This window comes from Actinoplanes subglobosus, from assembly GCF_042650585.1.
In the GTDB taxonomy this organism is placed as follows: domain Bacteria; phylum Actinomycetota; class Actinomycetes; order Mycobacteriales; family Micromonosporaceae; genus Actinoplanes; species Actinoplanes subglobosus.
The window spans coordinates 398,164-416,249 of record NZ_JBHSBL010000024.1; the positions used below are offsets into that span (position 1 = coordinate 398,164).

Here is an 18,086-nt window from a genome sequence, read left to right on the forward strand (position 1 = left end):
CTAGGACCTGACGTTGACGTCAGAGGCAAGTCTTATGATGGGGGTCACGGTGCGTATCGGGGAACTGGCGACGAGATCCGGAGTCAGCGTGCGGGCTCTGCGCTACTACGAGGAGCAGGGGCTGCTGGCGGCGGGCCGCAGCGACAGCGGGCAGCGGCATTACGCCGGCCCGGCCGTCGACCGGGTGCAGCTCATCCAGATGCTCTACGGCGCGGGGCTCTCCAGCCGCACCATCGCCGAGCTGCTGCCCTGCGTCGACGCCAAGGTCAACACCCCGGAGTCACGAGCCCGCCTGGCCGCCGAGCGCGACCGCATCGACCAGCAGATCGACGCCCTGATCCGCACCCGCGACCGGCTCGACGCGGTCATCGCCCTCACCACCGACCCGGCGAACGGCTGCACGATCGTCCACGACCGGTGACCGGCGCGCGGGTCAGCTGCCGGCGGCCTCGTCGGGGCACTCCCAGCCGTCGTCGGTCAGCACCACGACGCGGGTGAAGCCCTCGGCCTCGGCCGGGCCCTCATCTGGCAGGGGAGCGTTGGCGACGACGAACGACGCCGCGACGGAGAGCACAGCGGCCACCATGGCGATCGCATTCCTCGTCCGCATCGACGTCTCCCCTCACCAGGCGACAACCATACACAGAATAGTCAAACGCCTATGGGTTAACTTGTCCGGGTGAGTCTCCTCGATGACGTGGCCGAACGCGACGGCTGGCGCTGCTGGGTCTGTGACGAGCCGGTCGACCCCGACATGTCGGTCAACGACCCGCGTGGCCCGAGCGTCGACAGCCGGACCGCCGACCGCAAGGCCAGGCTCGCCGAGCGCCTCGCCCACCGCGCCTGCAACACCCGCAAGGGCGCGGTCAAGGTCGTCATCGCCTGGCCCGACCGGCTCAACGTGGTCGAGCCTGCGCCCCTGATCACCGTGGCCGAGCGGCTGGAGCGCAAGGGCGGCCGCGAGCTGGTCGCCCGCTGCCCGAGCCGCCGCGACGCCCAGGAGGCGGCCGACTGGCTGGTCGACCGCTTCTCCCGCCTGGTCCCGGGCCTGCCGGTCACCGCCACCGTCGACACCGGCGGCGGCCAGTTCCTGGTCGCCCTGGCCACCGGACGCCGCTGACCCGGGTTCGGCCTCTTGACCGGGGGCCCGGTGGACGCCTTACGGTCCAGTGGTGGACCAACGCGGTTTCGTGCAGCTTCTGGATCCTGAGGGCGACCACGTCGACAGCGTCACCGGCCCCGACGGGGTGACGTATTCCGTCGGCTTCACCGACGACGAGTACCGCGGTCTCTACCAGGACATGGTGACCGTGCGCCGCCTGGACGCCGAGGGCGTGGCCCTGCAACGACAGGGCGAGCTGGGCCTGTGGGCGAGCCTGCTGGGCCAGGAGGCGGCGCAGGTCGGGTCCGGGCGGGCGCTGCGGCCACAGGACATGGCCTTCCCCACCTACCGCGAACACGGGGTCCTGTACTGCCGCGGGATCGACCCGATCATGCCGTTCGGCCTGTTCCGGGGTGTCGACCAGGGCGGCTGGGATCCGAACGAGTTCAAGTTCAACCAGTACACGATCGTCATCGGCGCCCAGACACTGCACGCCACCGGCTATGCCATGGGCGTGACCATGGAGGGGCGGACCGGTACACCTGACGGCGAGGCGGTGATCGCCTACTTCGGGGACGGCGCCTCCAGCCAGGGTGAGGTCAACGAGTCGTTCGTGTGGTCCGGGGTGTTCAACGCGCCGATCGTGTTCTTCTGCCAGAACAACCAGTACGCGATCTCCGCGGCGGCCGAACGGCAGACCCGGGTGCCGCTCTACCAGCGGGCCGGCGGCTACGGCTTCCCCGGCGTCCGGGTCGACGGTAACGACGTCCTGGCCAGCTACGCCGTGACCCGGGCCGCTCTCGATCACGCCCGCGGTGGCCAGGGCCCGATCCTGATCGAGGCGTACACGTACCGGATGGGCGCGCACACCAGCTCCGACGACCCGACGCGCTACCGGATCGCGAGCGAGGTCGAGGCGTGGAAGGCCAAGGACCCGATCAGCCGCCTCAAGGCGTTCCTGGTCAAGCAGCGGATCGCCGGCGACGACTTCTTCGCGCAGGTCGAGGACGACGCCAAGAAGGCCGCCCTCGACCTGCGCGAACGTGTGCTGGCCATGCCCGATCCGCAGCCGGTCGAGTTGTTCGACAACGTCTACCCGACCGGCTCGCCGGACCTGGACGCGCAGCGCCGCCGCTTCCGCGACTACCGCGCGTCCTTCGACGACTAGGTCCTTGCGACTACTGGACCGCCGCGACCGCTTCGGTGGTCACCGCCTCCAGCGCACTCGCGAGGATCTCCCGCACATCCGAGACGAGGTGTACGGTCAGCGCCTCCAGCACGTCCGCGGGCACGTCGTCGAGATCCGGTTCGTTGCGCCGCGGGATGTACACCTCGGTGAGCCCGGCCCGCTGGGCGGCGAGCAGCTTCTGCTTCACCCCGCCGATCGGCAGCACCCGCCCGGTCAGCGACACCTCACCGGTCATCCCGATCTCTGCCCGCACGTTGCGGCCGAGCAGCAGCGACACCAGCGCCGTCGTCATCGTGACACCCGCCGACGGCCCGTCCTTGGGCACCGCGCCGGCCGGCACGTGCAGGTGGATCGGGTGGTCCAGCTGCTCCGGGGAGATCCCCAGCTCGCCGGCGTGCGCCCGGACATACGACAGGGCGATCTGCGCCGACTCCTTCATCACGTCGCCGAGCTGGCCGGTGACCGACAGGCCGGACGTGGTGCCGGGCAGCAGTGACGCCTCGATGTAGAGCACGTCACCGCCCATCCCGGTGACGGCCAGGCCGGTGGCGACACCCGGGACCGCGGTCCGCTCGCCCGACTCCGGCGTGAACCGGGGCCGCCCGATCAGATCCTTCAGATCGCCGGCGTCGACGGTGGCCGGCAGCTCCCGCAGGGACACCTTGCGGAACGCCTTGGCCAGCAGGCGCTCGAACGACCGTACCCCCGCCTCCCGGGTGTAATCGGCGGCGATCTCGCGCAGAGCCGCCTCGGTGACCGTCACCTCGCCGGGGTCGAGCGCGGCACGCTCCAGCTGCCGGGGGATGAGGAAGTCGCGGGCGATGGCCACCTTGTCGTTCTCGGTGTAACCGTCGATCGCGATCAGCTCCATCCGGTCGAACAGCGCCTGCGGGATCGTCTCCAGGACGTTCGCGGTCGCGATGAACAGCACGTCCGACAGGTCCAGGTCGATGTCCAGGTAGTGGTCGCGGAACGTGTGGTTCTGCGCCGGGTCCAGCACCTCCAGCAGCGCGGCGGCCGGGTCGCCCCGATAGTCGCTGCCCACCTTGTCGACCTCGTCGAGCAGCACCACCGGGTTCATCGAACCGGACTCGCGGATCGCCCGCACGATCCGGCCGGGCAGCGCGCCGACATAGGTGCGCCGGTGCCCCCGGATCTCCGCCTCGTCACGGACGCCGCCGAGCGCCACCCGCACGAACTTACGGCCCAGGGTGCGCGCGACCGACTCGCCGAGCGAGGTCTTGCCGACCCCGGGCGGGCCGGCCAGCAGGATCACCGCGCCCGAGCCGCGGCCGCCGACCGTCTCCTTGCCGCGTGACTCGCGGCGGGCACGAACGCCGAGGTACTCGACGATGCGCTCCTTGACCTCGACCAGGCCGTGGTGGTCGGCGTCGAGGACGGCGCGGGCCGCCGCGAGGTCGGTGTTGTCCGTGGTACGCACGTTCCACGGCAGGTCGAGCACGGTGTCCAGCCAGGTGCGGATCCAGCCGGCCTCCGGGTTCTGGTCGCCGGCCCGCTCCAGCTTCTCGACCTCACGGAGCGCGGCCTCGCGTACCGCCTCCGGAAGATCGGCGGCCTCGATTCGCGTACGGTAGTCGTCCTTGTCGCCGGCCTCGCCCTCGCCGAGCTCCTTGCGGATGGCCTTGAGCTGCTCGCGGAGCAGGTATTCGCGGTTGCGCTTCTCGACGTTCTCGCGGACGTCCTTCTCGATCGTCTCGTTGACCTCGGACTCGGCCAGGAAGTCCCGGGTCCACTCGATCAGCAGGTGCAGCCGGGCCTCGACGTCCGGCGTCTCCAGCAGCTCACGCTTGCGGTCGCTGGACAGATACGGCGCCCAGCCGGCCGTGTCGGCGAGGTCGCTGGGGTCGTCGATGGCACTGACCGAGTCGATGACCTGCCACGCCTCGCGCTTCTGCAGCACCGAGACGACCAGCTTCTTGTACTCGGCGGCCAGCTCGCGGACCTGCTCGGACGCCTTCTCGGTGGGGACCGGCTCGGCCTCCACCCACAGGGCCGCGCCCGGCCCGGTCACACCACTGCCGATCCTGGCCCGCGGGCCGGTGCGCAGCACGGCGGCGGGCTCACCGCCACGGATGCGGCCGACCTGCTCGACGGTCGCCACCACGCCGTAGGACGCGTAGCGGTCCTCCAGCCGCGGGGCGATCAGCAGCTCGGACCCGGCCGAGGTGCGCGCCGCGTCGACGACGGTCTGGGCGGCCTCGTCGAGCTGGACCGGAACGACCATGCCCGGAAGCAGGACGATGTCGTCGAGGAAGAGCACGGGGAGTCGCTTGCTCACGGTTACCTCCGGGAAGTTGAGTACGGCAGGCTCAACCGTGGCGTGTTCCGGCTTCTTCCGGCGTTCACTGTCGGCGAACAGCGGGACGCGGCGATGTAGCTGAGCTACGGGATTCGTGAAGCGCGGGCCCGTTGATAGCGGCCGGTCGAGCGCTCGACACTGGGACCCGATCCGAATTTCTCCCATCGGATTGGAATGAATTCCCGGCTGTACGAGAGGAACCGCCATGAGTGGTGGTAAACGCATGACCGCGGCCGTGGCCGCGCTGGTCGCCGTGGCGGCTCTGCTGACCGGCTGTAGTGGGGACGAGGCCGAGGACTACGTGACGTTCCGGTTCGCGAACTCGCCGACGGCGCTGTCGCTGGTCCGGATCGCCGATGAGCTCGGCTACTGGAAGGACGCGGGGGTACGGCCGGAGTACGTCGGACCGGCGACCACGGTCCCGGCGACGCAGCTGCTGTCGCAGGGCAAGGTCGACATCGCGACCGGGATGCAGAGCGACAACATCACCGCCTACTCCAAGGGCGTCAACGGGTTCACGATCATCGCGTCGAGCATGCTGGACCTTCCGGAGGAGCCGCACATGGCGTACTTCGTGAAGGCCGGCTCGGACATCTCGCTGACGAACCTGAAGGCCGTCGAGGGCCGCCGGATCGGCGTTTCCGGCATCAACAGCTGCACCGACCTGGTGATCAAGCGGCTGCTGAAGAAGAACGGCGTGGACCTGAGCAAGGTCCAGTTCGTGGAGCTGAAGAACGAGCTGGTCGCGCCGGCCCTGGAGAAGGGCGAGATCGACCTCGGGGTGTTCCACCCGCCGCTGGTCGGTGTGCTGCTCAGTCAGAAGGCGAAGTTCACGCAGATCGCCACGTCCTTCGACGACTGGGGCGAGCTGGGCGGGCAGGCGCCGTTCAAGGCCAGCAACACGTGGCTGAAGGCGAACCCGGACGCGGCCCGTGAGTTCGTCGGCATCATCGCCAAGACCGCGAACTGGGCCAACGAGCACCCGAAGGAGTCCGCGGAGATCGCCGGAAAGACGACCGGCTACCCGGTGGAGCAGACCACCAACTGGCACTACGCGCCGAACGCGCTGCTCGACAAGGCCAGCCTGAACCTGTGGTGGGACCTGGTCGAGGAGGTCGGCGAGGTCACCCCGCAGTGGCGCAGCGTCACGATCGAGCAGATGGCGACCAACGCCTACAACCCGTTCGCGAAGACCGCCGACCTGCTCGAGTCGCAGACCGAGAACAAGACGATCATCACGGCCGAACAGAACTCGGCGATCCTCGACAGCCCGCTGGTGCAGAGGTGAGCGCCTGGAAGATCGACGCTCGGCAGGTCGGGAAGGCGTACCCGAATCATCCGGTCCTGGAGGATTTTGATCTGCGGATCCGCTCGGGGGAGTTCGTCTCGTTGCTCGGCCCGAGCGGCTGCGGCAAGTCCACGTTCCTCAACGTGCTGGCCGGGCTGGAGGGCTACAACGACGGCGACGTCCTGATCGACGGCCGGCACGTCGAGGGGGTCAACAAAGACGTCGGTGTGGTGTTCCAGAGTTACGCGCTGTTCCCGTGGCTGTCGGCGCAGAAGAACGTCGAGGTCGGGCTGAAGATCCGGGGCGTGCCGCGGGCCGAGCGCCGGGAGCGGGCGGCCGAGGTGCTGCGCACGGTGGGCCTGAGTTCGGCGGCGAACCGGCTGCCGCACCAGCTCTCCGGCGGCATGCGGCAGCGGGTGGCGATCGCCCGGGTGCTGGCCTACGAGCCGGACATCCTCGTCTTCGACGAGCCCTTCGCCGCCCTCGACGCGCAGACCCGCGAGTTCCTCCAGGGTGAGCTGCTGCGCATCTGGGAGTCGGGCCCGACCAGGAAGACGGTCCTGTTCGTCACCCACTCGATCGACGAGGCGATCTTCCTGTCCGACCGGATCGCGATGATGACCCGTGGGCCGGGCCGGGTGAAGGACCTGATCGAGGTCGACCTGCCCCGCCCACGGACCACCGAGACGCGCAACAGCACGCAGTTCACCCGGATCCGCGCGGAGGTCTCCCGGGTCCTCGAGCAGGAGGTGCATCTTGGCAACGGTGACGACTGAGCCGCCACGGACCGAGGTCGCCGACGTCGCCTCGAAGCGGCCGAAACCACCGAACGCGTTCCTGGCCAGGTACGACCGCTACCTGTACGGCACGATCGGCCTGTTCGCCTTCCTGTTCCTCTGGTGGCTGGTGATCGACCGCGGCCTGATCTCCTCGCTGTACCTGGCCACCCCGCAGGACACGGTGAAGGCGTTCGCCGACGGGATCGCCGACGGCTCGATCGTGACCGACGCGGTGCCGAGCATCCAGCGTGCGGTGATCGGCTTCTCGATCGCCCTGGTCGTCGGCATCGTGCTGGGCATCCTGGTCGGCTCGATCCCGGCGTTCGGCAAGTTCGCCGAGCCGGTGCTGCTGTTCTTCCGCAACCTGTCGCTGCTGGCACTGCTGCCGGTCTTCGTGGCGTTCCTCGGCATCGACGAGGAGTCGAAGATCGCCATCGTGGTGTGGGCGTGTTTCTGGCCGATCTTCATCAACGCGGTCGGCGCGGTCGGCGGCGTGGAGCGGATCCTGATCAACTCGGCGCGCACGCTGGGCGCCGGCCGGTTCTACATCTTCACCCAGGTGATCCTGCCGGCAGCGCTGCCGTCGTTCTTCCCGGGTATCCGGCTGGCCGCGGCGAACGCGTTCACCGCCCTGGTCGCGGCCGAGCTGGTCGGCGGCGCGCACGGCCTGGGCATCTACATCAACAACGCCAGCTACCGGATGCAGACGCCGCAGATCTACGCCGGCATCCTGACCCTGGGCCTGCTCGGTGTGCTGGTCAACGCGGTGATGGCGGGCGCGGAGCGCTACCTCACCCGCTGGCAGAGGGGGCTGACGACCCGATGAGCAGATGGCTGGCGGCCGCGGTCGTCACCGTTGCCGCGGTGCTGGTCGCGGCGCCGGCCGCGGCGCACGTGCGGGTGGAGACCGGGTCGGCGCCGGGCAAGGGCGGCTACGGCACGGTCCGTCTGACGGTCCCGACCGAGAGCGGGACGGCGTCGACGGTGGGAGTGACCGTCACCATCCCGGACGACGTCACCCTCGCCTCGGCGCGGGTGCTGCCGGTCGACGGGTGGACGGCGACGGTCGAGACGGCCGGCCGGCGGGTCACCCGGATCGTCTGGAAGGCGCAGGACAAGGGTCTGGGCCCGCAGGAGTTCGGGATCTTCACGTTCTCCGGCGGCCCCTGGCCGGCCGACCGGAGCGCGGTGCCGCTGCCGACGGTCCAGGCCTACAGCGACGGCTCGTCGGTGGCGTGGGACCAGGTCGCCCTGGACGCCTCCGAGCCCGAGCACCCGGCGCCGATCGTCGTCCTCGGCGAGGCGGCGGCCGACCATCACGGCGTCGTCGCTTCCCAACCTCAAGATCAACCTCGCGGTGGTACGGACACCTCGCTCGCCCAGTGGGTCCTGATCGGCTTCGCGCTCCTGCTGTCGGTGACCGCTCTGCTGCGCCGGGCCCGATAGTGGTGCGCCGCCTCGGCACGGTGCTCGTGCTGCTCCTGCTCGGGATCGTGGTCTGGCCGGCTCCGGCGGAGGCCCACGCGACCCTGGTCAGCACGGCACCGACCGACGGCAGCCACCTGGAGACCGGCCCGGACGTGGTCGCCTTCACCGTCAACGAGGCCGTGTCGGTGGTGCGCGACTCGCCGCAGGTCATCGACCAGGACGGCAAGCGCTACGAGGTCAGCGCCGTCGACCTCGCCGAGGACCGCACGGTCGTGACGGTCCGGCTGGCGGCCGCGCTGCCCGACGGATCGTTCCTGGCCACCGCCCGCCTGCTGTCGCTGGACACCCACGTGGTCTCGGTCTCGGCCGCCTTCACCGTCGGTTCCGGCGCCGGACTGATCAGCACCCCACAACCCGAAGGACCCAACCCTCTCGCGTACGCCGCCAAGCTCCTCACCTACGCGGGAGCGGTCGGCTCCGCCGGAGTCCTGCTGGCGACGACCCGGTTGTGGCCGCACCTCCGGCAGCGCCGCCGCTGGCGGGCCGTCGTCGCGGTGTCGACCGCCGTGCTCGTGACCGGCCTGGTCATCCGGCTGGCCATCGAGGCCGCGAACCGTGGCGGCGACCTGTTCTCACTGGACGGCAGCTTCGCCGTTCCGGCCCTGGTGGCGATCGTGGCGAGCATCGGCGCGGCGGTCCGCCCGGTGTGGATCCTGGCCGTGGCCACCCCGGTCGCCCTCACCTTCGGCGGCCACGGCGCCGACCCGGCCGGCTTCCCCCTGCCCCTGCTGCTGACCCTCGCCCATGTCTACGCGGTGCTGGCCTGGCTCGGGGGAGTGCTGGTGATCGCCACCCACCTGCGCCGGGAACCACCGTCCGTGACGTGGCACCGCTACGCCCAGGTCCACGCCGCCCTGGCCGCCGCCACCGGTCTCGGCCTGGGGCTGCTGCGCATCCCCGCCCCGCAGTCACTGCTGACCACCGCCTACGGCCAGGCCCTGACCGTCAAGGTCACCCTGGTCGCGCTGGCTCTCGTCGCCGCCGCCCTGACCTACCGCCACCTCGGCCGCACCGCGACAGGCGGAACCCGCTGGCTCGGCGCGGAGTTGCTGATGGTCACGGTGGTCTTCGGGGCGACCGGCGTGCTGTCCTCGGTGGCGCCGGCCACGGTCAGCTACGACCCGCCGGTCACGACCAGGATCGACTTCGGGCCGGGTTCGGCGCTGGACATCTCCGTCCCGTCCACCCGCCGCGGCCCGCAGCGGCTGATCATCGACGGGGCCCGGGACGCCCCGCTGTCGGTGGACCTGTCGTCGAAGCAGGCGAACGTCGCCCGCCTACCGGTCCGCCTCGACCCCGCCCGGCCCACCGGCGACGGTGTCCGCTGGACCAGCCGTGACCTGGTCGTCCCGGTCACCGGCACCTGGCAGGTGACCATCACGTTCGGCACCCCGGCCGGCCCGCGGGTCGCCTCGTTCCACTACGACGTCCGCTGAGGAGAACCATGCGACGGATACTCGCCGGCCTGCTGATCATGACCGGCCTGGCCGGATGCGGCTCCGGGCCCGACGTCACCTACCAGACCGGCCGGACCGATGCGGACACACTGCTGGTCTACGCCGGACCGGGCGACTACCGGGAGATCCTCCAGCACACGATCGACACGCTGCTGCCGCCGGGCACCCGCATCCAGCTGGCCGACGCCCCCGCCGACGCCGCCCGCAAGGTCGAGGCCGGTGACGCCGACCTGGCCTTCTACCAGGAGGGCCCGGAGTTCGCGGCGACGCCGTCCCTGAGCGTCGTGGCCAGGGTCAACGTCATCCCGTACGCCCTCTACTCCTCGAAGTGGAAGAACCTCGACGAGACCCGATCCTGGATCAACACGGGCGTCGTCGACGACGAGGTGAACGGCGTCAGCCTCCCGCACGGCTCGAAGATCGTCCTGCCCGGCGACGAGCGGCTCTTCGCCCGTGGCCTCTACCTGCTCCAGGCTGCCGGACTGGTGAGACTGGACCGCGAGTTCGGCGGCTCGAAACCGGTCGATCTGGCGATCACCGAGGCCAACGTCAGGGACTCGCTGCGCCACCTGTCCCTGCTCGGCCTCTACTCCGACAGCCGCCTGCGCGAGATCTACCAGCAGTACGACGCCCTCGTCCTCACCCCGCAGCAGGCCGCGGCCCTCGGTCTCGACCCGGCGAAGGACGCCCTCGCCGTCGAGCCCGGCCCCGGCAACCCGTGGGCACGCGTGCTGATCGCCCCGTCCCGGCTGGCCGGCGACCCCCGCGTCCTGGCCCTCACCCACGCCCTGGAGAGCCCGGAACTCGCCACCTACCTGACCACCACCCACCCGGCCGCCAACCTCCCCGCCGCCGGCAGCGCCACCGACCGCGGCCAGGACGGCCCGCTCGGCGTGGCGGCCGCTCCGCTCACCCTCCCCATCCTTGCCGGTCTGCGTGGCACGCCGGCCCGTACCGCCCCGCAAGGAGGCTCATCGTGACCGTCACCGCATCCGTCCCGCCGGCGGCGCATCCGGCGTCCGGGATGGGTCACGTCCGGTCGTGGCCGCAGCGGCGCGGCACGGTCGCCACCCGGGTGCCCGGCGGCTACCGCGTCGACGGCGTGATCGGCTGGCACTCCGGCTGGGGCCTGACCGACGTGCTGTGGCTCGGTGCCGTCGACGAGACCAGCGAGGAGTACGTGTTCGGGATCGCCGACCTGCACGACGCCCGGATCAGTGGCCGGATAAGGCCAGGGACGGCCTGGTCAGCCTGGAGGTGCGCCGCGCCCGGTCCGGGCCCGTGCCGCGGTGTTCTTCCAGGTCCGGGGCCTGGCGCCGGTGGTGCGGGCGGCGCACTTCGCGACCTACACCCGAACCTCGTTTTGAAAAAGTGATATCACATTGATAGTCTGGGGCCATCACCACTCATGGGGAGGCCCCAATGACCGACCATCTCGACCTTCCTGCCCCGCAGGTGCGCGAGCGCGCCGCTCGCGCCGCCAACGGCTGGCCGGTTCTCGGCGCCAGCGGCCTGGTGACCCTGCTGGCCGTGGCGGTGTTCATCGTCGCCGTGCTCCAGTCGAGCGTCGCCGCCGTGCTCAGCCTGATCGGCGTCAGCGCCCTGCTGCTGCTCGGCGTCGTGATCGTCCTGGCCGGTCTCACCCCGGTCGCCCCGGGCGAGGCCCGTGTCCTGCAGCTGCTGGGCCGCTACACCGGCACCGTCCGCAGCGACGGGCTCCGCTGGGTCAACCCGCTGACCAACCGCCGCCGGGTGTCCACCCGGATCCGTAACCACGAGAGCGACGTCCTCAAGGTCAACGACGCTGACGGCAACCCGATCGAGATCGCCGCCGTGGTCGTCTGGCAGGTGGAGGACACCGCCCGTGCCGTCTTCGAGGTCGACGACTTCATCGAGTTCGTCGCCATCCAGACCGAGACCGCCGTGCGGCACATCGCCAACAGCTACTCCTACGACTCCCACGACACCGAGCTGATGTCGCTGCGGGACAACGCCGACGAGATCACCGCCCGGCTGTCGGAGGAGATCGGTGTCCGCGTCGGCGCCGCCGGTGTCAAGATCATCGAGTCGCGGCTGACCCGCCTGGCCTACTCGCCCGAGATCGCCCACGCGATGCTGCGCCGCCAGCAGGCCAACGCGATCGTCGCCGCCCGCACCCGGATCGTCGAGGGCGCCGTCGGCATGGTCGAGCTGGCGCTGGCCCGCCTCACCGAGCACGACGTCGTCGACCTCGACGAGGAGCGCAAGGCGGCCATGGTCAGCAACCTGCTCGTCGTCCTCTGCGGCGATCGTGACGCCCAGCCCGTCGTCAACACGGGCACCCTCTACTCCTGATCACATGGCCACCGAGCGCAAGAAGCTCCTCCTCCGCCTGGATCCCACCGTGCACGACGCTCTGGCACGGTGGGCCGGGGACGAGCTGCGCAGCACCAACGCCCAGATCGAGTATCTGCTGCGCAAGGCACTGAGCGACGCCGGCCGGCTCCCCGGAGGAGTCGGCCGGATGCGGGGTCCCGGCCGCCCACCCAGCACCCCCGGGCCGGACGACGACGAGGAGGAGGAGTCATGACCGTTCCCGGCAGCCTGGCCCAGCGGATCTTCCTGCTGGCCCACGACCCCGACAAGGGCCGTGTCCGTGTCGGCACCAACCTGGGCGCGATGGTCCGCGCGGCGGCTCTCGCCGACCTCTACCTTCAGGGGCACCTCACCGACGAGCGGGGCCGGGCCGCCACCGTGGCCGGCCGATCGTGCACCGACCCGGTTCTCACCACAGTGCTCGCCGAGATCGCCGGTTCCCGGCCCCGCAAATGGCAGTCCTGGGTGGACCGCCGGCAGCACGCCACCGTCGGCGCGGTGCGCGCGCAGCTGGGCGCCGACGGCTGGGCGCGCCTGGAGCCGTACAGAATCCTCGGGATCTTTCCCTCGGTCCGGGTGACGCCGCGCGATCCGCGGGTCCGCAAGGAGCTGGCCGGCCGGGTCCGGGCCGCTCTGAAGGAGCCGATCAACCGGGTCGACCCGGCCGACGCCGTCCTGGTCGCCATCGTGGCCGCCGGGCAGCTCAGCCTGGTCCTCGACCGCCGGGGCCGCCGTGACGCCCGTAAGCGTCTCCAGGAGCTCACCGACATCAGCGGGCCGATCGGGCCGGCCCTGCGCAAGTCGATCGAGGCGTCCGCCGCCGCCGCTGCCGGCTAGGGGTTCGTAGTTGAGCTGAACGATGGTGGTAGCTGAACCGCGTTGTTCGCACCGGTGAGGGTTCGCATGCTGAAGACAGCCAGCAAGCAACTCCACCGGATCGGACGAGGCATTGAGCTACCGCATTCTCGGCAGGACCGGCGTCAGAGTGAGCCCGCTGACGCTGGGGGCGATGAATTTCGGCGCCCGCGCCACCGGCGACCACGCCGAGGCCGTCGGCATCATCCGCCGGGCGCTGGACGCCGGCATCAACATCATCGACACCGCGGACAGCTACTCCCAGGGCGAGAGCGAGATCATCGTCGGCAAGGCCCTCCAGGGCAGCCGCCAGGAGGTCTTCCTCGCCACCAAGTTCCACAGCCAGTGGGGCAAGGGCCTGAACACCCGGGGCAGCTCCCGCCGCTGGATCTTCGCCGCCGTGGAGAACTCGCTGCGCCGCCTCCAGACCGACTACATCGACCTCTACCAGCAGCACAAACCCGATCCCGACGTGGACGTCGCGGAGACCGTCGGCGCGCTCGACGACCTGGTCCGCCAGGGCAAGATCCGCTATTACGGTACGACCACCAACGAGCCGCACCTGCTGGTCGAGGCACAGTGGGCCGCCGAGAAGGCCGGTCGCAGCCGCCCCGCCACCGAGCAGGTCCCCTACTCGATCCTGGCCCGCGGCGCCGAGCGTGCCACCCTGCCGGTCGCCGGCCGATTCGGTCTCGGCGTGCTGACGTGGAGCCCGCTCGCCGGTGGCTGGCTCTCCGGCCGGCACACCGCCGACAGCCCGGCGCCGGTGTCGGCCCGGGCCGCGTGGCTGCCGGCCCGCCACGACCCGCAGGTGCCGGAGAACCAGGTCAAACGCGACCTCGCGATCAAACTCGGCGACCTCGCGGCCAAGGCCGGGATCACCCTGCCGCAGCTGGCGGTCGCGTTCGTGCTGCGCCACCCGCAGGTCGACAGCGTCCTGATCGGCCCGCGCACCCGCGAGCACCTGGACAGCCTGCTCGGCGCGGACGAGATCGTCCTCGGCGACGACGTCCTCGACGCCGTCGACGAGCTCGTGCCGCCCGGTGTCACCGTCAACCGCGCCGACGAGGGCTGGCAGCCGCCGTGGCTCGGCGACGACGTCGACGCCCGCCGCCGCCCGGCACCACGGACGCGGCACTGAGTCATGGCCCGCATCGTCGAGTACAGCCCCGTCCTGGCCACGGCCCGGCACACCGACGGCATCTGGAACGCGCACGTGGCGACCCGGCGGCTCGCCCTCGAACGCGGGCACGACCACCACCGGCCGGCCGGTGGCCCGGCACCGGAGACCATCCGGGGCGCGGACGCGCTGATCCTGGCACCTGTCCCGGCCCGGCCCGCGCTGCGGCTGCCGTCCGACGACCACCGGGCGGGCCGTCCCGCCGCCCACCGGATCCTCGACCGTATCCGAGGGCAGCGTCCCGACCTGCACATCGTCCTGGTGTCGCACTTCCTCGTCGGCCGTGGCCTGACCCGGCGTGACGACAAGCCGTACACCTGGGGTCTCCGTGCTCTGGAGGGGCGGCTGCGGGACGGGCCCAACCCGTGGACGATTCTGCGGCCCGCCTGGCTGTCCGGCCGCGACGACCCGTTCCATCAGGTCTGTTTCACCCAGGACGTGCGGGCGGACGGGCTGGTCACGACCGACGGCATCGCGCGGGCGGTGCTCGCCGCGATCGAGCATCCACGGGCGGCGGCCGGGCGTACCGCCACCGTCTTCAACCTCAGCATCCCGGGCGCCGCGCCGGCCGACCTGCCCGGACAGCTCCGTGCCCTGGAACCCGACCTGGAAGCGACCACCCCGTGGCTGCAGGCGTTCGCCTGAGCCGGATCTCCCGAAGGAGTCCGCTTTGACCATCACCACCACCGGGGTACGGCCACCCGCACTCGACTCCGACGAGCTGACCGAGATCCTCGCCGCGATCGCCGCCGGCGCCCGCCGACGCCGTGCCGAAGCGCCCGCCGAACGTCCGTTGCGGGCTCTCGAGCTGGTCCGCGAGCACCGGCTCGGCGCGATCCGGGTCCCGGTCGCCGACGGTGGCGCCGGATACAGCCGCCGTGACTTCTTCGCCTTCGTCGTCCGGCTGGCCCAGGCCGACCCGGATGTGCCGCACATCCTGCGCCTGCACTACGGATTCGTCGACGAGCAGCTGCGCCGCGCCGACCGGCCGTTCCTGGCCGAGATCCTCGACGGACGGCTCTTCGGCGGGGCCGCCGCCGAGCTCGGCAACCGCTCCGGCGTCTACACCTTCGACACCACGATCACCCGCGACGGTACGGGCTACCGGCTCAACGGCCGCAAGTTCTACAGCACCGGTGCCCTCTACTCCGACTACCTGCGCCTGGCCGTCAGCGACGCCGACGGCGAGCGGGTCAGTGTGCTGATCCCGGCCGACCGGGAGGGGGTGCGCCACGAGGACGACTGGGACGGCATCGGCCAGCAGCACACCGCCAGCGGCACCACGGTCCTGGACGACGTGCTGGTGCACCCGCACGAGCTGATCCCGTTCCCGTTCCCCGGGCCGGAACGGCGCACCGGTGCCTACGCCCAGCTGATCCTGCACGCCATCGCGGCCGGCATCCTGCGGGAGCTGACCGCCGACGCCGCCGAACTGCTGCGCACCCGTACCCGGTCCTACTCGTGGGGCAACCACGACGAGTCCCGGCACGACCCGCAGATCCTGCAGATCGTCGGCGAGCTGTCGGCGACCGCCTACGTCGTCGAGGCCGCCGTCCTGGCCGCCGCCGACGCCCTGGACCGCGCCGACGCCCACCAGCGCGCCCACGGCGAACCGTCGGGGGCCCTGGAGAACGAGGCGTCGTTGCAGGCGTCGAAGGTGAAGGTGGGCGTCGAGGAGATCGCCCTGCGCGCCGCGGGTGCGGTCTTCGGGGCCGGCGGTGCGTCGGCCACCCGCGCCTCGCACCACCTCGACCGGCACTGGCGCAACCTGCGCACCCTCTTCAGTCACAACCCGACGGTTTTCAAGGCCCGGGCCCTCGGTGACGTCGAGGTCAACGACGCCGCCCTGCCCGCCGTCGGCTACTTCTGAGCAGGAGGACGACGTGACCACCACCGCAGCCCCGGATCTGCTCACCCGGTTCCGGCCCGTCTTCGACCGCATCGCCGCCGGCGCCCGCGAACGGGAGGCCACCCGCCGCCTGCCCCTGGAGGAGGCCCGCGAACTCACCGCGCTCGGCTTCGGCGCGTTACGGGTGCCCGAGGAGCTCGGCGGCCACGGCGCCAGCCTGCGCCAGCTGTTCGAGCTGCTCATCGAGCTCGGCGCGGCCGAGTCCAACCTGGTCCAGGCGCTGCGGGTGCACTTCCGCTTCACCGACGACCGGTGGGAGGAACGCGACACCGAACGCGGCCGGCTCTGGCTGCGCCGCATCGGCGAGGGCGCGATCGTCGGCAACGCCACCAGCGAACGCTCCGGCAACATCCGCGGGCGCACCAACACCACCCTGCGCTCCGACGGCGGGCGGCTCCGGCTCGACGGGACCAAGTACTACAGCACCGGCAGCCTCTACGCCGACTGGATCTCGGTGGCGGTCACCGGCGACGACGGCGACCGGGTCACCGCGCTGGTCCGCTCGGACGCGCCCGGCCTGGAGCTGCTCGACGACTACACCGGATTCGGCCAGCGGATGAGCGGCAGCGGCACCACCGTCCTCACCGGCGTCGAGGTCGACCCGGAACACGTCATCCCGCAGGTCCGCAAACACGCCGGCACCACCTCGCTGGTCCAGCTCGTGCACCTGGCCACCCTGGCCGGCATCGCCCGCCGCGCCGTCGACGAGGCCGCCGAGTTCGTCCGCCGGCGGCGCCGCACCTACGGCCACGGCAGCGCCGACCTGGCCGCCGAGGACCCGCTCGTGCAGCAGGTGCTCGGCCGCGCCGACGCCATCGCGCACACCACCCGGCAGATCGTCCTCGCCGCGGCCGACGACCTCGACGCCGCCAAGGACGCCCGCTGGGATCTGCGCACCTCCGCCACCGAGTCCGACGAGCGGGTCCAGGAGCTCGAACAGCGCGCCGAACTCAGCGTGCTGCGCGCCCAGTCCGTCGTCATCGACCAGGTCCTGCACGTCACCACCGAGATCTTCGAGGTCGGCGGCGCGTCGGCGGTCGAGGAGAACCTGCGCCTCGACCGGCACTGGCGCAACGCCCGCGTCCTCGCCTCCCACAACCCGGCCATCTACCGGGAACGGCAGCTCGGCGAGCACCTGCTCACCGGCGCCCTCCCGGTCTTCGTCCCGTCCGTCGGCGTGGCCCCGGGCCTCGCCCTCCAGGAAGGAACCCCGTCGTGACCACACTCAGCGAACCCGCCGTCAGCCTGCGGGTGGAACCGCTCGCCGGCTGGACCGGCGCCCAGATCGGCGGTGTCGACCTGCGACAGCCGCTCGACGACGTGGTGATCGAGCAGATCCGGTCGGCGCTGCACACGTACAAGGTGGTGTTCTTCCGCGACCAGGAGATCGGCCACGCCGAGCAGATCGCCTTCGCCCGCCGCTTCGGTAAGGTCACCCCGGCCCACCCGCACGAGGAGAACCCGCCGGAGGGTTTCCCGGAGATCCTTCCGATCGACAGCCGTCGCTACGAGGAGAACCTCGGCCGCAAGCGCACCTCCTACGACAACAGCTGGCACACCGACGTCACCGCCCTGGTGAACCCGCCGGCCGCGTCGATCCTGCGGTCGGAGATCCTGCCGCCCTACGGTGGTGACACGGCGTGGACCAACCTGGTCGCCGCCTACGAGAACCTGCCGAAGGAGCTGCGCGACCTCGCCGACACCCTCGACGTCAAGCACCAGTTCCACGCTCGCGCGGCCGCGGGCAGCCAGCGTGACCGCAAGGTCCGCGAGGCCAACCTGGTGGCATGGCATCCGGCGGTACGGGTCCACCCGGTCACGGGGGAGCGGGCGCTGTTCGTCAGTCCCGGCTTCACCCGCGGCGCCCGGGAGATCCGCGGCTTCAGCCCGTCGCAGAGCGAGCGCATCCTCAAGCTGCTGTGGGAGGAGGCCACCCGCACCGAATACACGGTCCGGTTCCGCTGGTCGCCGGGCAGCGTCGCGTTCTGGGACAACCGGGCCACCGCCCACCTGGCGATCTCCGACGCCGGGCACCTCGGCCACGACCGGGTCCTCTACCGCGTCACGCTGGAGGGCGACATCCCGAAGGGCGTCGACGGCCGCGAGTCCGAGCTGGTCTCGGGCGATCCCTTCTACGGAAGCTGATCCGGGCACGGCGCTCCAC

At 71.2% G+C, this 18,086-nt stretch carries 20 protein-coding genes; 18 read left to right on the top strand and 2 right to left on the bottom strand.

All coding sequences use genetic code 11. From position 1 onward, the window contains the following. Nucleotides 1-49: 49 nt before the first annotated feature. On the top strand, nt 50-421 hold the full coding sequence (locus tag ACFO0C_RS35975) for a MerR family transcriptional regulator (RefSeq protein ID WP_378071239.1): 372 nt from the start codon (nt 50-52) through the stop codon (nt 419-421). Nucleotides 422-433: 12 nt separating this feature from the next. On the opposite strand, the gene ACFO0C_RS35980 is transcribed toward ACFO0C_RS35975, so the two are convergent. Then, nucleotides 434-610 carry a hypothetical protein gene (locus ACFO0C_RS35980; protein ID WP_378071240.1) on the bottom strand — a complete coding sequence of 59 codons (177 nt, stop codon included), beginning with the start codon at nt 608-610 and terminating at the stop codon, nt 434-436. A gap of 69 nt (nt 611-679) precedes the next feature. Between ACFO0C_RS35980 and ACFO0C_RS35985 the strand changes: the two genes are divergently transcribed. Further along, a complete protein-coding gene (locus tag ACFO0C_RS35985; RefSeq protein WP_378071241.1) occupies nt 680-1,120 on the top strand; it encodes a hypothetical protein in 441 nt (146 codons plus the stop codon). A gap of 52 nt (nt 1,121-1,172) precedes the next feature. Continuing rightward, nucleotides 1,173-2,270 (top strand): pyruvate dehydrogenase (acetyl-transferring) E1 component subunit alpha, encoded by a 1,098-nt coding sequence (pdhA, locus tag ACFO0C_RS35990; RefSeq protein WP_378071242.1) that lies wholly within the window; start codon nt 1,173-1,175, stop codon nt 2,268-2,270. 10 nt (nt 2,271-2,280) lie between these two features. Here the strand turns inward: pdhA and lon are convergent, their stop codons facing one another. Further along, nucleotides 2,281-4,590 (bottom strand): endopeptidase La, encoded by a 2,310-nt coding sequence (lon, locus tag ACFO0C_RS35995; RefSeq protein WP_378071243.1) that lies wholly within the window; start codon nt 4,588-4,590, stop codon nt 2,281-2,283. Nucleotides 4,591-4,816: 226 nt separating this feature from the next. Here lon and ACFO0C_RS36000 point away from each other — a divergent pair, with 226 nt between their 5' ends. The 15 genes from ACFO0C_RS36000 to ACFO0C_RS36070 all read left to right on the top strand — a co-directional run bounded on the left by ACFO0C_RS36000 (nt 4,817) and on the right by ACFO0C_RS36070 (nt 18,067). Then, a complete protein-coding gene (locus tag ACFO0C_RS36000; RefSeq protein WP_378071244.1) occupies nt 4,817-5,899 on the top strand; it encodes an ABC transporter substrate-binding protein in 1,083 nt (360 codons plus the stop codon). Next, nucleotides 5,896-6,675 (top strand): ABC transporter ATP-binding protein, encoded by a 780-nt coding sequence (locus tag ACFO0C_RS36005; protein WP_378071245.1) that lies wholly within the window; start codon nt 5,896-5,898, stop codon nt 6,673-6,675. Before ACFO0C_RS36000 ends, ACFO0C_RS36005 begins: the two co-directional genes overlap by 4 nt. After that, a complete protein-coding gene (locus ACFO0C_RS36010; RefSeq protein WP_378071246.1) occupies nt 6,665-7,504 on the top strand; it encodes an ABC transporter permease in 840 nt (279 codons plus the stop codon). The genes ACFO0C_RS36005 and ACFO0C_RS36010 overlap by 11 nt, the downstream gene beginning before the upstream one ends. Next, the gene (locus ACFO0C_RS36015; RefSeq protein ID WP_378071247.1) at nt 7,501-8,124 is read left to right on the top strand and encodes a DUF1775 domain-containing protein; all 624 of its coding nucleotides are present in this window, start codon (nt 7,501-7,503) and stop codon (nt 8,122-8,124) included. The genes ACFO0C_RS36010 and ACFO0C_RS36015 overlap by 4 nt, the downstream gene beginning before the upstream one ends. A 20-nt stretch (nt 8,125-8,144) precedes the next feature. After that, nucleotides 8,145-9,602, top strand: coding sequence for a copper resistance CopC/CopD family protein (locus ACFO0C_RS36020; RefSeq protein WP_378071248.1), 1,458 nt, complete (start codon nt 8,145-8,147; stop codon nt 9,600-9,602). Nucleotides 9,603-9,610: 8 nt separating this feature from the next. Next, the gene (locus ACFO0C_RS36025) at nt 9,611-10,603 is read left to right on the top strand and encodes a MetQ/NlpA family ABC transporter substrate-binding protein (RefSeq protein WP_378071249.1); all 993 of its coding nucleotides are present in this window, start codon (nt 9,611-9,613) and stop codon (nt 10,601-10,603) included. Next, nucleotides 10,600-10,998, top strand: coding sequence for a hypothetical protein (locus ACFO0C_RS36030; protein WP_378071250.1), 399 nt, complete (start codon nt 10,600-10,602; stop codon nt 10,996-10,998). Before ACFO0C_RS36025 ends, ACFO0C_RS36030 begins: the two co-directional genes overlap by 4 nt. A gap of 47 nt (nt 10,999-11,045) precedes the next feature. Then, nucleotides 11,046-11,957 carry an SPFH domain-containing protein gene (locus ACFO0C_RS36035; protein WP_378071251.1) on the top strand — a complete coding sequence of 304 codons (912 nt, stop codon included), beginning with the start codon at nt 11,046-11,048 and terminating at the stop codon, nt 11,955-11,957. Between the two features lie 4 nt (nt 11,958-11,961). Then, the gene (locus ACFO0C_RS36040; RefSeq protein WP_378071252.1) at nt 11,962-12,192 is read left to right on the top strand and encodes a hypothetical protein; all 231 of its coding nucleotides are present in this window, start codon (nt 11,962-11,964) and stop codon (nt 12,190-12,192) included. After that, nucleotides 12,189-12,815: a GOLPH3/VPS74 family protein gene (locus ACFO0C_RS36045; protein ID WP_378071253.1), complete on the top strand. Its 627-nt coding sequence runs from the start codon at nt 12,189-12,191 to the stop codon at nt 12,813-12,815. Before ACFO0C_RS36040 ends, ACFO0C_RS36045 begins: the two co-directional genes overlap by 4 nt. 112 nt (nt 12,816-12,927) lie before the next feature. Next, nucleotides 12,928-13,974 (top strand): aldo/keto reductase, encoded by a 1,047-nt coding sequence (locus tag ACFO0C_RS36050; protein ID WP_378071254.1) that lies wholly within the window; start codon nt 12,928-12,930, stop codon nt 13,972-13,974. A gap of 3 nt (nt 13,975-13,977) precedes the next feature. Beyond that, on the top strand, nt 13,978-14,658 hold the full coding sequence (locus ACFO0C_RS36055) for a hypothetical protein (protein ID WP_378071255.1): 681 nt from the start codon (nt 13,978-13,980) through the stop codon (nt 14,656-14,658). 25 nt (nt 14,659-14,683) lie between these two features. After that, nucleotides 14,684-15,883, top strand: a complete 1,200-nt coding sequence (locus tag ACFO0C_RS36060) for an acyl-CoA dehydrogenase family protein (protein WP_378071256.1) — start codon at nt 14,684-14,686, stop codon at nt 15,881-15,883. Between the two features lie 13 nt (nt 15,884-15,896). Further along, a complete protein-coding gene (locus ACFO0C_RS36065) occupies nt 15,897-17,141 on the top strand; it encodes an acyl-CoA dehydrogenase family protein (RefSeq protein ID WP_378071257.1) in 1,245 nt (414 codons plus the stop codon). Beyond that, entirely contained in the window at nt 17,138-18,067 is a 930-nt protein-coding gene (locus ACFO0C_RS36070; RefSeq protein WP_378071258.1) for a TauD/TfdA dioxygenase family protein, read from the top strand. Before ACFO0C_RS36065 ends, ACFO0C_RS36070 begins: the two co-directional genes overlap by 4 nt. The last annotated feature ends 19 nt before the right edge of the window (nt 18,068-18,086 follow it).